This is a genomic window from Agarilytica rhodophyticola (assembly GCF_002157225.2).
GTDB classification, from domain to species: Bacteria; Pseudomonadota; Gammaproteobacteria; order Pseudomonadales; family Cellvibrionaceae; genus Agarilytica; species Agarilytica rhodophyticola.
Map to the genome: position 1 here is coordinate 4,673,173 of NZ_CP020038.1, position 15,500 is coordinate 4,688,672.

Consider the following 15,500-nt stretch of genomic DNA (forward strand, 5'->3'; position numbering starts at 1 on the left):
CTTATGTCTAACACTCTGATTGACAATAAAATATACAACTGGATACAACAATACCCGGATCGCTTCGCTATTTTGATGCTGTTAATTTTCGCATCCATCACGCGATGGTTCATGCTTGGGCACCCAAACTCCGCTGTTTTTGATGAAGTGCATTTTAATTACTTTGCTGGCTTCTATTATACAGGTCAATACTATTATGACATTCACCCTCCACTTGGTAAGCTGTTACTTGCACTAAGCGCACTGCCATCTGGGGGGATTGCACCGGAAGATATCGTTAGAGCAATAAGCACGCCTTACCCGAGCGATACCTACATGGCAATGCGCAGTTTGCCAGCGTTTATAGGCACTTGCTTACCGGTCATTATTTTTCTCATTGCCAGAACGCTCAATATGAGCCTGGCATCAGCTATTGTCGCCGGCGCCTTTATCGTGCTTGATAATGCCTACCTTATTCAGTCGAAACTGATCCTCTTAGATAGCATGCTGCTGTTTTTTGGTTTTTCCAGCCTATATCTTTTTTTACTTTATCGAAAAAAACAGCACTGGGGACTACTGGTATCATCGGCAATATTGGCCGGGTGCAGCATTTCCATTAAATGGATTGGCGTATCATTTTTAGGGCTTATTGGCTTAGTGATGATCATTGATTGGATAAAATTGCTGTGGGCCAAGGGTTGGAATATAACGCCAGCACTCAAAGGTAAACTCTTTATATTAATTACTGCGGCAACCTATACCAGCGTATTTTATATACATTTCAACCTACTCCCTATCTCTCATCACCAAGGCGATCAATTTATGACCCTTGGCTTTCAAGCCACACTTAAGGGTAGTCGCTATTATGGTGCCAAAAGCCTAATTAGCCAGTTCAGCTGCCCTCCTAACTATCGCCACTCCTTAGGTATTAATACACCAGACACTGAAGTTAAAACGTCAGAGAAACTTGCGTGCCAAATCAGCTTTACTGAGATAGAGAAGCCAAACTTCTGGCAAAAGCTAGTTGAACTCAACCGCACCATGTATTTTACCAATCAAGGCTTATCTCAATCTCACCCTGATGCGAGTAAATGGTATACCTGGCCTCTGATGAGTAAGCCTCTCTACTATTGGTACAACAATGGCGCCAGAATATACTTGCTTGGCAACCTGGCTGTTTGGTGGCTAAGTGCTCTGGCTGTCATTGCACTTATTGTCGGTCAATTGAAATTTAATCTTGGGCTTCGTAAAGAGGCATTTTGGATTCTCATGACCGGTTTTAGTGCAAATTTATTGCCTTTCGCCATGGTCAATAGGGTCATGTTTATGTATCACTACCTCACAAGCCTCTGTTTCGCCATTTTGCTGTTAGCGTTTTTTATCGATCAATTGCCGAATAAAAATAGGTGGGCAGTGGGGTTAATCACACTTGCGGGCGGGATATTCTTATTAATTACTCCGCTTACTTACGGTGTTAACTGGTATGGAAGCGATCTTCTGTGGTTTTTACGTTTTTTTGGCTGGCACCCATAGAATAAAAATTTGACTCATCGCCAGCTATCGAAAAAATGATCAACCTACAATGTTTCGGTAAGTTAGTATATTTTTTCTCTGCGTATATTTTTTTGGCATTAAATATGCTGACATAAAGTGCAATTAGTAATATTTACGCAAAAATATGATTTTTTTGAAGATTATTTCGAATAAGTGTTGCCATAGCCACATGTTTGCTATAAAACGATTGCTATAAAACATTTGTTTAAGAATAAAAATCAAAAATTCCAAAAAAATACTTCCGAAACTTCTTTCTATGGCTATTGAGAATAAAACCGCATTAGAAGAGTTATTTCAGAATCACAGCTCCGGACTTGTTCGTTTTTTAAGCAGAAAAATGAAAAGCACCGAAGATGCTGAGGATATCGCACAAAATGCATTTATCCGGATTCAACGTGTTGCAAGCACAGGTGAACTGGATAATCTGAAAGCTTACCTCTATCAAACCGCCTCTAATCTCGCAATCGACCAGCTGCGAAGAGAAAAACTACACAATAATTATGTCAATCAGGAGACAAGTAAACATTTAACTCAAGATGAAGGTAGCCCAAGCCTATCAGATCAATGCACTCCTGATCGTCTTTTAACCGCCCAGCGTCAGTTGAAAGAAATAAAAAGGGCAATGGACAATCTTCCCGTGAAATGCCGACAAGCGTTTTTGCTGCATCGAAACAAGGGTTTATCATACTCAGAAATTGCCCATGAAATGTCGGTATCAGTATCTAGTGTAGAAAAATATATCCTACAATCATTAAAAGTTTGCCGCAAAACTTTGACAAAAACAGGTGAAGGGCAACTTTTTTAGGATAAAGCGTGTATTATGGCGCCTCTTTTTGGCGGTATTATTTTTACCATACGTCTTAGTACTTAAGGACGGACAAAAAATACAAATTGGGAACCAAAATACACAATAGTGCTCTAAAATATAAATTTAGTGGCACTTACTTACTAGAATTTATAACGTAGCGTGGAAAAACAAAACTCACATAAAGGAAATCTCCTTGACGAAGCCGAAGCTTGGATCGTAAAGCTTCGTTCCGAAGATGTAACTGTTGATGATAAGCGTGCGTTTTCTGCTTGGCTTAACACATCCAGAGATCATATACGCGCATTCGACGAAGCGTATAATCTCTGGGAAAATTTGGGTGCGGCTAAATTTTTACCTGAAGAAGTGCTCATCAACTATCAGCAACAGGCTAGCTCAGATGAAATGAGTTTTGCTGGCACATTAGAAAGCTTTTATCGACGTTTTGTTTCTCCCTGGCAAATAAGCATCGCTGTTACATGCTTGCTAGCAGTATTCATTTTCAGTAACGATCTTACCACTACCCCTTCGAATCTAGCTCCTGTGCGCTATGAAACAGCCGTGGGCGAGACGCGTCAGGTGAGCTTAAGTGATGGTTCAATCATCGAGCTCAATACTAATTCCATCTTGGATGTGCAGATCACTAATGAAAAGAGATTGCTCAATCTGGTTGAAGGTGAGGCATTTTTCTCTGTTGCTCCTGATAAAAACCGGCCTTTCATAGTTGATTTTGGCAAAGGCAGCGCAACAGCGGTAGGAACAGCATTCAATGTCTACCGAAAGGCGTCCAATACGGCTATTACTGTGACTGAGGGCATTGTTGCAGTAAGAGAAAGTGCCGATCTTGCCGTACCTAACCCCGAAGCTCGCCATATTACCGAAAATCAGCAGGTAAAAGTGGGTAATCGAGGTGTTGGCCCTACTCGCAATGTCCATCCCGATTATCAGCTAAGCTGGCGTGATAAGACCGTAGTATTTAACAACACCTCTTTGAGACTAGCACTACAAGAACTCAATCGTTATCTTGTTATGCCTGTTAATATACAGAAGTCTAATCTCAGCGATCTTAATGTAACAGGAACTTTTAGCTTAGATAGCCCCGACGAGACTCTAGATGCACTTGTCGCCACCTTCGACCTTACAAAAACAACCTCCTCTATTGATAATACCTTGTACCTTAGCGACGAATAATATATAACCTAATCGGCCTGTGCGAATTCAAAGTACAAAATTCATTTTGGGCTCGCCGGTGTGATAAATGGTTTTTGTTGGCATAACTATGCGAGAAACAACGACTATTTTCGTATATACACGTAGCCAAAAGCTAAAATTGTTGCCATATATTTGTTTAAATGCTAAGTCGTATCACATCATATATTGTTTATTTCGGTATGAGCGTGCTGTCAGTGATGCTTATGTGTCGCGACGCGCTAGCAGGCACCAACGATTCTTTTCAGTTTGACATTCCCAAACAAGCTCTGACACGCTCCATTATTGAAATAGGTAAGGTGTCAGAGATCAGTATTATCGTCCCGTCTCACCTACTCAATGGCATAAAAGCAAAACAGTTAGATGGCGTATATACCCCTAAACAAGCGTTGGAGATATTACTTAGGCCGACCGACTTAACATTCCGTGCGATTAACCGCAAAGTAATAGCAATAGTACCAAAACCAAAAGACGATTCTTCAGATCCAATAACTGAGTATTCGGTGGAAGAGTTAGTTATTATTGGTCGTCAAGTGACAGGATCATTTTTAGACAGGACTGATTTGCACGGGTCCTCGCCCATTGACATTATCACCGGTCACGAGTTGAGAATTAGCGGCTCACAAAGCGTTGCCGAGTTTCTCAGATTTATTCCAGCAGTGTCAGGAAACTCAACCAGTACGGCAATTAGCAATGGTGGCGATGGCACGGCAACAGTCACGTTACGGGGCTTACCAGCCAACAACACACTGGTTCTTCTCAATGGCATACGCATTAACGCACAGGGCCTTAATGGTGACTCAGTAGATCTCAACAGTATTCCATCTGCTGCTGTAGATCGCATTGAAATACTTAAAGATGGCGCTTCAGCCACCTATGGTACCGACGCGATCGCTGGGGTTATTAATATTGTTCTCAAAAAGGAATATGATGGTTTCCAGCTAGAGCAATATTACGGCTCTAGCTACAAGAATGACCTCGAAACCGCGTCAACTCATCTCCTATGGGGTAAATCCGGAGATAAAGGCGCGTTTTTGATATCTGCACAGCATTTCGATCAAAATGGTATATTCAGCCGCGAGCGCTCAGTTTCGGCAAATGCAGATGGACGGCCACAGGGAGGAGTGGATGAACGCTCTACTGCAACACCCAACAGTCGAATTACCCTTAACGACGGCTCAACAGTCACCCTGGATGAAGCTACTATCAATACCCCAACTCCACGTTACCGTGACGCCACTAAAGATGATTTATTTAACTTCTTCTCGCAAACCTCGACGATTTCTCCATCACTGCGTCAAAGTGTTTTTTTAAGTGGGCATTTGGCTCTATCTGATACCAGCACACTAAGCCTCGATGCCAGTTACAATAAAACTAAGGCGACTATTACCCTCGCTTCAACCCCGATATTCACTGCATTTGAAAGTGAGCCGATTACAGTTTCTCGAGATAATATATTTAATCCTTTTGGTGAAGATATTACAGATGTAAGAAGAAGGGTACTGGAGCTGCCCCCTAGACAACAGGAAAATACGTCAGAAGCCAAACGCATAAGTATCACACTCGATGGCCTTTTGAATGAAGCCGTGTGGAAGATAAATGGCAACTGGAGCCGCACATCTGCTCGTGAATCAGTGGCAAATTTACTTAGCCTGCCACGCACTGCTCAGGCACTTGGGCCAAGTAGTAATTGCCCGGGAACGGATCTTAATGGCTGCCAGCCACTTGATTTATTTGGGCCGTTAGGAAGTATTAACGAGCAACAGCTCGCCTTTATCAGATCGTCTAGCTCAAACAGAGGTGTCACCTCTCTAAAGGGTATCACCGGGAGTATCAACGATAGTATTTTTGAATTGCCAGCCGGCCCAATCCAAGCCGCCGTTGGCTTTGACATTCGTCGTGAAAAAATAGAATCCGTTCCCACCGGAGAAAATGCCTTATCCGAGAATATTGGTAACCCTCTTGGAAGTGAGACAGTCGGTAGTAGGAGTATTTATGAGGTATTCCTTGAAACTCACTTACCTATTATTAAATATCGTCCCGGAGTTTATAGTTTTGATATTGAAGCCGCATTAAGACACTCTAAGTACAGCGACTTCGGCAACAATACCTCACCTAAATTCGGCATTCGCTATCGTCCAGCAGCTAATGTATTAATACGCTCAACCTATTCTGAAGGTTTTCGGGCACCTAGCTTGGGTGAATTATTCGCGGGTGATTTTCAGTCCCAACTCCCCCTTGTCGATCCCTGTTCAACACTGGTAAGTATTGCCAGCCTGCCAGGCTGTATTGGGCAAACAGATGATACTCGCACACAATATCTGACAACTTTTTTAGGCGAGCCAAACTTAGCTCCGGAAACGTCGCGTAGCTACAACATAGGCATCGTTTGGACACCTCGCTTTAACAAAGACCTGCACATTAGTATTGACCAATTTAATATTGATCAGCGCAATATCGTCAGCTCTGATGCCCAACTTATCTTGGATCGCAATGCATTATTTGGCGACTTCTCAGACCTTGTTGTGCGCGATACAAACGGGGAAATTACAAATCTTTTCTCGCCTTTTATTAACATTGGTGAACGCAAAATATCCGGCATCGATACAACTATTCGCTACATATATAAATTTAAAAACAAAGGCTATCTCAATTACACTTTAAACACTTCATACTTACAAGAGTATGCATTTAAACTCGACAGTAATAGTCCTTTTGAAAATCTAGCAGGTACATTTGAAGATGCAGCCAACGAAGGCAGTGGTGCACTGCCAAAATGGAAGGCTAATACAGGAGTTTTTTTCGCTTACAAGATATTCGAGTTTAATTACTCTATTAATTACATCAGTAGTGTTAGTGAAGAAATACCACGCAGTAGAACTAACGAAAGACGCACCATAAGTAGTTGGGTAACACACGATACACAAGCAACGTTTAAACTTGGAAAAAGAAAGAATATCAAATTAACATTCGGCGCGGACAATATTTTTAACAAAGCGCCGCCCTTTTCTGCCGCCGCGTTTAATGATAATTATGATGGTCGAACATACGATATACGAGGACAGTTTCTTTATACCAGGCTCGTATATTTGTACTAAAGTACGCAGTTAAACATGATAATTTTCTTTAACCAATCATGTTATTGATTTCAGCAAGTTGGTAAAACTCTGGCAATTAGCAACATAGTAGAATAGATAAACCTAAAGGTTAACTTGTATTCATAGGATATACTGTTCTACTTACGCTATGATATTTTAGAAGTATGGTAGCTAAGGGTTGATATGTCAGCGATATCATTCATAACCGACTAAATTTCATAATCGACTAAATATAGATGAAAGTATAAATGAAACTATTCACGCAACTATCGGGCAAATTAGCCCTATAACAGTTTTTTCAGCGGCCTGAGCTAGCATTTGGTTTTTTTCGACCTCACCCTACGAGAGATATCAATTAAAAAGTAGCGGTATTAGCTGATCCACCGATTATTGCACTTAAATCACCAATCAGTTTGTCAACAGTCCCAACACCGAGTCGATCGAGATCCGCAATTTTTGTCTGAGATTAGTTCAGTGAAACGTCCGAAGCGACTTATCTCTTCCCTCAGGACACATAAAATCTATTCACCAATTAGATGAAACGGATATAGAGGGTAAGACTGCTCTATAGCTACTTAAGATTCCGCAAGATACTAGAAAACTAAAAAGAATCATATTAAAACGACCCTTATCACAGTCCATTGAGGAAACACCGGTCAGAAAGATTTATAGATACTTATCGCAGATATGAGTTTTTAAAACTCGCGAAAGAACATGCTACCTATATTATAGTAACAGCAGCATATTTTCTAAAAATCATGAGCTACCATATAAGCTCAAAAGTGAAAGCTGCCGAGATATTTTTTGCATTAACACAAGCAACAAGAGCATGGATAAGATCTAGACTTACGATTTAGCACTCGGATACAGAGTTAAAATATTGTGAAAATACCAAGGTATACTTAAACGATGAAATGTGATTTCATCGATAATGAGGATTATAACTGTTATAAAGGTGTTCTTATAATATACTGCAGGATTATTACTCATATCGCTAAGTACATATACAAGCCAACTTATAAGCTAATACAATAGCTCGAAATAAATATAAACAGTCAACACACTTTAAGGAAACAAAATCTCCTAAAAAACTATAACAACAGCGTATGAATTACTATAAATAGACACTTGGATATTACATTCATAACTCTCGACTATCTAGTCCCGGTCATCTAAAACGTTACGAAACCTTCAATGCAGCCTCGTTTCAGCTTATGCTACTATCGTGTAAGATTCACTTATTGATGAGTGAAGCAGCACAGAAACACCCACCCCAAAAACCTAATTTGAGGCTAAAACTCATAAGCGGGAAATAGTTTACTAATTATCGTAAAAGAGTCTCTGTAATCACTAACTTTCCATATACGTTCTAAATATACTTTACGAGCGATCAGTTAAAATTTTTTATCGCTTTTTGAGGGCTGGCGCGTCCAATACGTCTACACTATATCTAATAGCATACTAGTAAGTGACTATTGGACATCAAAAATGGTAAATAAGATTTAACAATGCCTTTTGGGGGATACAAACCATATGAAAAGAACAAAGCTGTCAGCAGCAATAAGCAGTGCTATCGGCATCACTCTCGCACCACTACTCTTCAGCAATAACGCTCTAGCTCAGCAGAGTGAAAATCTAGTTGAAGAAGAAGTGCTAGTTACTGGTTCAAGACTCTCTCGCCCTGATCTCGACTCGGTAAGTCCCATGACGGTCATAGGAAGTGAAGAGTTCAAAATATCGGGCAACATCAATGTCGAACAAAAATTAGCCGAATTACCATCAACTAACCCAAGCTTTGGCGCGAGCTCAAATAACCCTGGCGACGGTACAGCTCGTGTTGACTTAAGAGGTCTAGGTGCTTTTCGAACCCTAGTACTTGTGAATGGACGTCGATACATACCCGCGACTCAAACGGGCATTGTAGACTTGAACAGCATACCTGGAACACTCATTAAGCAAGTAGACGTTGTTACTGGCGGCGCCTCTGCGGTATACGGTTCAGATGCACTTGCTGGCGTAGTCAACTTTCAACTCGTCGACGACTTTGAAGGTGTAGAGGTTACGGGCCTGTATGACATTACTACCGAAGGTGATGCTGAAAGATATAATATGGATATCACAATCGGTGGAAATTTTGATGATGGCCGTGGTAACGCTGTTTTGTATGCTTCTTTTTTAAATAGAGATCCATTATTCCAAGGCGACAGAGATTTCTCCTCAGTTACCCTTACCGAAAGCAATGGAACACTAGTAAATGGGGGCTCATCACGGGTTCCTGAAGGCCGCGTATCAGGTGCTGGTTTCTTAGTTGATCCAGATGGTGTACCTAACAGTGGTGATGAATTTGATACTGCGATATTTTCCCCTACCGGAGCTGCAAGAGAATTTCTAGATCCAGAAGATCGATTTAATTTTGCTCCGGACAATTACCTTCAGCTCCCTCAAGAACGCTATCTTATTTCCACAATAGCGCACTATGACATCAACGAAAGCGTGAGAGCATACTCTGAGCTAGCATTCTCACAAAACACTGTACCCCAACAATTAGCTCCTACTCCAGCAGCTACTTCTGTTTTCCTTAACCCAGACAGTCCATTGTTCGATGCTGCGACACGCTCAGCTTTAGATGCTATTCGTACAGACACAAACAACGATGGCGTAGTTGACGGAAACGATAATGCACCCGTTAGTATAACACGACGTATGGTTGAAGTTGGGCCGAGACAAGTTGTTGATGAGCGTGATGCATTCCGCTTGCTAGTTGGCGTTAACGGAGAAATTACTGATAATTGGAATTTCGACGCTTACTATAGTAAGTCTTCACTGAATAGAATTAACTTACTTGAAAACGATATTTCGCGCTCTAGACTATTGCAAGGACTGGCGGTAACCGATGATGGCACAGCCTGTCAAGATACAAGCAATGGTTGTGTGCCTGTCAATATTTTCGGCGCAGGAAACATTACCGAAGCAGCAGCAAATTTCATACGGATCGGGGCAACAAACGTAACCACTATTGATCAAGAAGTTATTCAAGCTAATATTTCTGGTGAATTATTCACCATTAGTTCAGCTTCTAACCCAGTGAGTATATTATTCGGTTACGAACATCGTGAAGATGAATCAAGCTTTAGACCGGATACGTTCCTTTCAAGCGGTGATGTACTTGGCTTCAACGCGGGCCAACCTACTGTTGGTAAGTATTCTGTTGATGAGTTCTTCACTGAATTCAATGTTCCACTTGTAGAAGGTCAACCCTTAGTTGAGTCTCTTTCTCTATGGGGTGCATATCGTTATTCTGATTACTCAAACGTAGGCGGAACAAGTTCTTACGCAACAGCATTTAACTATGCTCCAACTGATAAAGTGACATTCCGTGTGGGCTTCCAAGAAGCTGTGCGGGCACCAAACGTTTCTGAACTGTTCTTAGGCCAATCTAACGGTTTTCCTTCAGCAACTGACCCATGTTCTGCCGATGGTTTCATAACCGGCACTACAGACGCTGCTCTTTGTGAAGCGACAGGTGTTCCAGCAGGCCAGGCTGGTGTGTTTGATCAACAAGACAGCCAGATCGAAGGTATCTTCGGTGGAAACCCAGACTTACAAGAAGAAACTTCTAACACGTTTACAATCGGAGCTGTAATCCAACCGATAGAAGGTCTCGATATATCAATCGACTATTATGATATTGAAATAGAAGATGCGATCGACACTTTTGGTGGTGGAGTTAACAACACACTAAACCTATGCTACAACGTGTTTAGAGATGCTAGTAATCCTGCATGTCAAGCAGTTACACGACAGTCTGATGGAAACGTAGACACCGTAACGGTACTCAATGAGAATATAGGTAAAATCGAAACATCCGGTATCGACTTGAATATTAATTATGTGGTCGATTTGAATGAGTCTACATTAGCATTTAACTTTGTAAGCACCTACTTGGATACATGGGACGAAACTCCAGTAGCGAGCCAACCCAATATCGTTAACGAATGTGCTGGGGCGTTTGGTTCTATATGTGATACCAATATATTACCCGATGTCGTTGCTAATTTAAGAACTACATGGTCGATTGGCAATCTTAGCTTATCAGCCCTAGTACGATATATAGGTGAAGCTGAAGATGACCAAATCGTTAACGGTGGAGACACTAGTGATATTGTAGTTCCTAAGGTTGATGCTGAAGTATATCTTGACTTAAACGCAGCATATAGCTTTAGTGAAGACTTCAGAGTAAACTTTGGTGTTAACAATGCACTGGATACAGAGCCTACTCCCCTTGGTGATAATTCAGAGCAAGCTAATACATTCCCGGAAACTTATAACCTTCTCGGGCCAAGAGTTTTCGTAAGTGCGAGCTACAAGTTTAGATAGTAATTAACTTACCTGTGATGAAAAGCGAGTTTATACTCGCTTTTTTTATGGCTAAACTATTGCCTTCAAAATAACTCTATTATTTTTGTATGAGCATGGATAACAAGACCGATATCACAACATTTCTTAAGCACCTTTATGAAAAACTATTAAAAGGAAATCATGCTTATGTAATCGAAAAAGCAGAGGAGTTTTTAAAGAAAATACCTAAGGAACCTAACGTTTTACATTTGTCTGCACTAGCATACGATTCGGCAGGGGATAATCATTCTGCAATTACTCACTTTAAAAAATCCTTAGTCATTGCTCCCCATCAATATGAAGTTCATAATAATTTGGCAAACAGCCTTAAAAAAATAGAATCCACTGACCAAGCAATTGAGCACTATAGAAAAGCTATCGAGCTAAACCCCGGCTTTTTCGATGCATGGAAGAACCTTGGATTGACTTATCTTGAAAAAAATCAACTTACCGATGCAGAAAAATGCCTTAAACGGGCAGAATCATTACAGCCAGATAATGTCAGTATAATTTCATCAATAGCAAGTTTATTAAAAACCCAACACAACTATCCAGGAGCCATTGCATATTACCTGAAGGCATTGAGAATCAATCCTAAATACGTCCCAGCAATTCACAACCTAGCACTCTTATATAAGTTAACTGAACGCTATGATGATGCTATTGGGATGTATAACCAAGCTAAACAACTGACGAATAAAATACCTCAATTAGACTATAATTGTGGCAATGCTTACTTTGAGATTGGCCAGTACAACAACGCTGAAAAATGCTACATTGAGGCAATAGGGAAACAACCTCTCTATGTCGATGCACACAAGTCTCTTAATGAGCTTTACTGGCAATTAGGGCAACTAGATAAATTTGGAAAAAGCTTTGAAGAAGCATTGGCATTAAACTCTAGCAATAGGGATCTACGTAAGTCCTATATCGAGCTCTTGATTTCTGCAAAAAAGTATGAAGATGCCCACAGAGTTCTATTTGAAAGCTCAAAAAAACAGAATAATAATGACGTTGAATTAGAATTATTAGAAGCTAAGCTACTGGCGGCAAGTGGCAACCACTCGGATGCAGAAAAAAGATACGAGAGCATTCTAACAAGAAATTATTCATTAGAAACTGCGCAAGACCTTGTAAAAATACTCATCATAAATAAAAACATCGAGAAAGCATCTAGTGTTCTAGATCTAGCACAAAAAGAAAATTACTTAAGCCAAAAAAGTTGGGCTTACAGAAGTATATGCTGGAAAGAACAAAAGGATGAGAGATATGCATGGCTAAATAACTATGATGACTTTCTACGCTGTTACAGCTTACCAACCCCCAACGGGTACTCAAACTTGCATTCATTTATTAGCGATCTCAAAGAACTAATCCTACAAATGCATAGAACGCATAAAGCGCCTTTAACCCAAACTTTAAAAAACGGCACTCAAACACCAGGAAGATTACTTTATAAACCTTTTCATGAGATTGAATTGTTAAAAAAAGCATTTAATGAGGCTATTCATGAGTATATTTCTGAGTTGAATTCAGATGTGACTCACCCTTTTTTATCCAGAAAATCTAATTTATTTGAAATCGCAGGTTCTTGGTCAGTTAAATTATTTCCAGGAGGTTTTCATTCAAACCATATACATCCAGAAGGATGGATAAGCTCATCATTTTATGTTCACTTACCTAAAAATATTAAAGATGGGAAGATGAATAACAATGAGGGATATATCAAATTTGGAGAAAACCATCTTACTAACAGCTCTCCAGATAAAGTTATTAAACCAGAAGTAGGTAAACTGGTTCTATTTCCTTCATACTTTTGGCATGGTACGAATACGTTCAAAGGCAGTGCGGACGACTACAGACTTACTGTTCCATTTGACGTTGTCCCAAAATAAGTTCTCACAGCTAATATAATCTTAGCTATGTAACGAAAAATGTAATAACTTACGACTCTTTTTGTTATCCTGGCGCCCAATACTTTGGAGAGACATATGGACACTATAACTGCCTTTACTACGCTGGTCTTTGTCATGGATCCGTTGGGCAATATCCCCATATTTTTATCCGCATTGAGGGGGATACCAGCCAAACGCCAGCAGCAAATCATCATGCGAGAATTATTTATCGCACTGGCAGTACTGTTGGTGTTTTTATTTGCGGGCAAACAAATATTAAGTTTTCTAGGTTTGTCACAGGAATCTATCAGCATCGCAGGGGCTATTGTTTTGTTTATTATAGCCATGCGTATGATATTTCCTCAGGAAGGCGGTGTCATGGGCGATAAAGATGAGGGGGAACCTTTGATTGTGCCACTTGCTATTCCCTGTGTCGCAGGGCCTTCAACAGTGGCAATTTTGATGTTACTGGCGAACAGTGCCGAGCAACGAACCATTGACTGGGTTATCGCATTAATAGGTGCCTGGGCAGTTTCCAGTGTGATATTGCTCGGCTCCACTAAAATATCGAAGCTCTTAGGTGCGCGAGGTTTATCAGCAGTAGAGCGTTTAATGGGAATGATACTGATTATGATGTCGGTACAAATGATGCTAGATGGCGTAAAGACATTTTTATCATAACGTCTTTAAACCATCTTTCGATTAATATTTAGCTATTATTTATATCCTACCAGCCACACTGACGGCCTTGGTTTTGCTCGTCTAACCATTTTTTCAGCGGGGCAAAGTAATCAATAATAGCTGAAGCATCCAACTCTTTCTGACCCGTGATCGCTTCCATAGCTTGTGGCCATGGCTGACTCGATCCCATCTCTAACATGGCTTTAAGCTTTGCTCCCGCTTGCGCATTGTTATAGATTGAACAGCGTTGCAAAGGCCCCTCAAAACCTGCTGCTTCACACAATGCTCGATGGAATTGAAACTGTTGAATAAAGGCTAAAAAGTAGCGGATATAAGGGGTGTTACCTGGAATATGGTACTTAGCTCCAGGGTCGAAGTCTTGTTCTGAACGAGCTACAGGCGCCTCAATACCTTGGTATTTTTCACGTAAGGCCCACCACCCCTTATTGTAATCTTCAGGGGATAATTCTCCGTTAAATACCTGCCAGCGCCATTTATCCACTAACAAACCAAAGGGAAGAAAGGCAATTTTATCTAATGCCAACTTCAGTAGAATACTGAGATCTTCATCTTCTGAGGGTTCTTTATCCAGCAGGCCAATTTGCATCAAATATTTTGGAGTTATCGATAAGGCTACAGTATCGCCAACAGCTTCATGGAAGCCATCGTTAGCACTGTTGCGAAATAATAATGGTTGTTTATTGTACGCACGCTGATAAAAGTTATGGCCTAACTCATGGTGCACTGTCTGAAAATCTTCAGCATTTTTGTTGATACACATTTTTATACGCAAATCGTCGACATTATCAATATCCCATGCACTTGCATGACAGACAACATCTCGGTCTCGAGGCTTAACAAATAAGGATCGTTGCCAAAAAGTTTCAGGAAGAGGTTCAAAGCCTAGGGAAGTAAAGAATTTTTCCCCAGTTTTCACCATATCGATCTCGCTCATACCATCTTTTTCTATTAATGCTGTCAGGTCATAGCTAGATTTTGCGTTTTCAGGTTTGACCAAATCATAAACGTTACTCCAGGTTTGCGACCACATATTACCCAATAAATGAGCAGGTATTTTGCCCGTTTGCGGTACAACCTTTTCTCCGTAGAACTCACTTAACTTAGCACGTACATGACAATGCAATGCTTCATAAAAAGGCTTCACCTTACCCCACTGTTTATCCATATCAGCAGAAAAAGCATCGGGATCCATATCGTATTTGGATCGCCAAAGGACACTTAAATTATCGTACCCTAAGTCCTTCGCACCGGTATTAGCGATAGCTACTTGCTTTTCATAAAGAGGCCGCATAGGTGGAGACACTGTGCGCCAGCCTTGCCATAATTCTTTTAACAATTTAGGATCGCGGCTTTTCGCAAAGATAAGCCCCATATCCTGCAAGTTATAACATTTCTCTTTATTGCAATATTCACCCTTACCATAAAAGGCTTGCATTTGTGAGCCAATTTCGGCTAGTTCTCCGGCTTTTACAGGGTCATTAGGTGCAGGGAAAACCAGACCTAATTTGAGACTATCGAGTTTGCGACGAGTCACCGCATCTAGCTTAACATTATCAAATTTTGCAGCCTCCATGGCATAGGCCACATTGGCGATAGTGAACTCTTTGTTTGCACGAGTTTCTAAATACTGACTATCATAGTTGATAAAATTAGAAGCAATCCAAGCAGCTCTACCAGCATATTCATAAATATCCGTAAGATCCGCTTCTACTTTATCTAAAAATGCTTTCGCGTCATCCGCAGTAAGAGGCACAGCTTTTTGTTCGGCCACGGCATCTGTGTTCGACACCGGTGTGTTGCTTTGCTCGCAAGACACAAGGGAAAACGCTGATAAAACCAGGCCAATAGCCATATATTTGG

General features: G+C 40.8%; 8 protein-coding genes. 7 read left to right on the plus strand and 1 reads right to left on the minus strand.

Features of this window, described 5'->3' with window-relative positions; all coding sequences use genetic code 11:
* The first annotated feature begins 3 nt into the window (after positions 1-3).
* The 7 genes from BVC89_RS19475 (at position 4) to BVC89_RS19505 (ending at position 13,619) form a co-directional block, all read left to right on the plus strand.
* The gene (locus BVC89_RS19475) at positions 4-1,512 is read left to right on the plus strand and encodes a phospholipid carrier-dependent glycosyltransferase (RefSeq protein ID WP_086932799.1); all 1,509 of its coding nucleotides are present in this window, start codon (positions 4-6) and stop codon (positions 1,510-1,512) included.
* 277 nt (positions 1,513-1,789) lie between these two features.
* Positions 1,790-2,338, plus strand: a complete 549-nt coding sequence (locus tag BVC89_RS19480; protein WP_086932800.1) for an RNA polymerase sigma factor — start codon at positions 1,790-1,792, stop codon at positions 2,336-2,338.
* A 162-nt stretch (positions 2,339-2,500) separates the two neighbouring features.
* Positions 2,501-3,529: a FecR family protein gene (locus tag BVC89_RS19485; RefSeq protein WP_086932801.1), complete on the plus strand. Its 1,029-nt coding sequence runs from the start codon at positions 2,501-2,503 to the stop codon at positions 3,527-3,529.
* Between the two features lie 200 nt (positions 3,530-3,729).
* Positions 3,730-6,645 (plus strand): TonB-dependent receptor, encoded by a 2,916-nt coding sequence (locus BVC89_RS19490; RefSeq protein ID WP_158658037.1) that lies wholly within the window; start codon positions 3,730-3,732, stop codon positions 6,643-6,645.
* 1,533 nt (positions 6,646-8,178) lie between these two features.
* On the plus strand, positions 8,179-11,022 hold the full coding sequence (locus tag BVC89_RS19495) for a TonB-dependent receptor plug domain-containing protein (RefSeq protein ID WP_086932803.1): 2,844 nt from the start codon (positions 8,179-8,181) through the stop codon (positions 11,020-11,022).
* Positions 11,023-11,117: 95 nt separating this feature from the next.
* Entirely contained in the window at positions 11,118-12,938 is a 1,821-nt protein-coding gene (locus BVC89_RS19500; protein ID WP_158658038.1) for a 2OG-Fe(II) oxygenase family protein, read from the plus strand.
* 96 nt (positions 12,939-13,034) lie between these two features.
* The gene (locus tag BVC89_RS19505; protein WP_086932805.1) at positions 13,035-13,619 is read left to right on the plus strand and encodes a YhgN family NAAT transporter; all 585 of its coding nucleotides are present in this window, start codon (positions 13,035-13,037) and stop codon (positions 13,617-13,619) included.
* Between the two features lie 46 nt (positions 13,620-13,665).
* Here BVC89_RS19505 and BVC89_RS19510 read toward each other — a convergent pair whose 3' ends face one another.
* Positions 13,666-15,492 carry a M2 family metallopeptidase gene (locus tag BVC89_RS19510; protein WP_086932806.1) on the minus strand — a complete coding sequence of 609 codons (1,827 nt, stop codon included), beginning with the start codon at positions 15,490-15,492 and terminating at the stop codon, positions 13,666-13,668.
* Between the last annotated feature and the right edge of the window lie 8 nt (positions 15,493-15,500).

Coding starts and splice junctions, on each gene's coding strand:
- BVC89_RS19490 (WP_158658037.1), top strand. CDS start 3,730: ATGAGCGTGCTGTCAGTGATGCTTATGTGTCGCGACGCGCTAGCAGGC.
- BVC89_RS19500 (WP_158658038.1), top strand. CDS start 11,118: ATGGATAACAAGACCGATATCACAACATTTCTTAAGCACCTTTATGAA.
- BVC89_RS19475 (WP_086932799.1), top strand. CDS start 4: ATGTCTAACACTCTGATTGACAATAAAATATACAACTGGATACAACAA.
- BVC89_RS19495 (WP_086932803.1), top strand. CDS start 8,179: ATGAAAAGAACAAAGCTGTCAGCAGCAATAAGCAGTGCTATCGGCATC.
- BVC89_RS19510 (WP_086932806.1), bottom strand. CDS start 15,492: ATGGCTATTGGCCTGGTTTTATCAGCGTTTTCCCTTGTGTCTTGCGAG.
- BVC89_RS19505 (WP_086932805.1), top strand. CDS start 13,035: ATGGACACTATAACTGCCTTTACTACGCTGGTCTTTGTCATGGATCCG.
- BVC89_RS19480 (WP_086932800.1), top strand. CDS start 1,790: ATGGCTATTGAGAATAAAACCGCATTAGAAGAGTTATTTCAGAATCAC.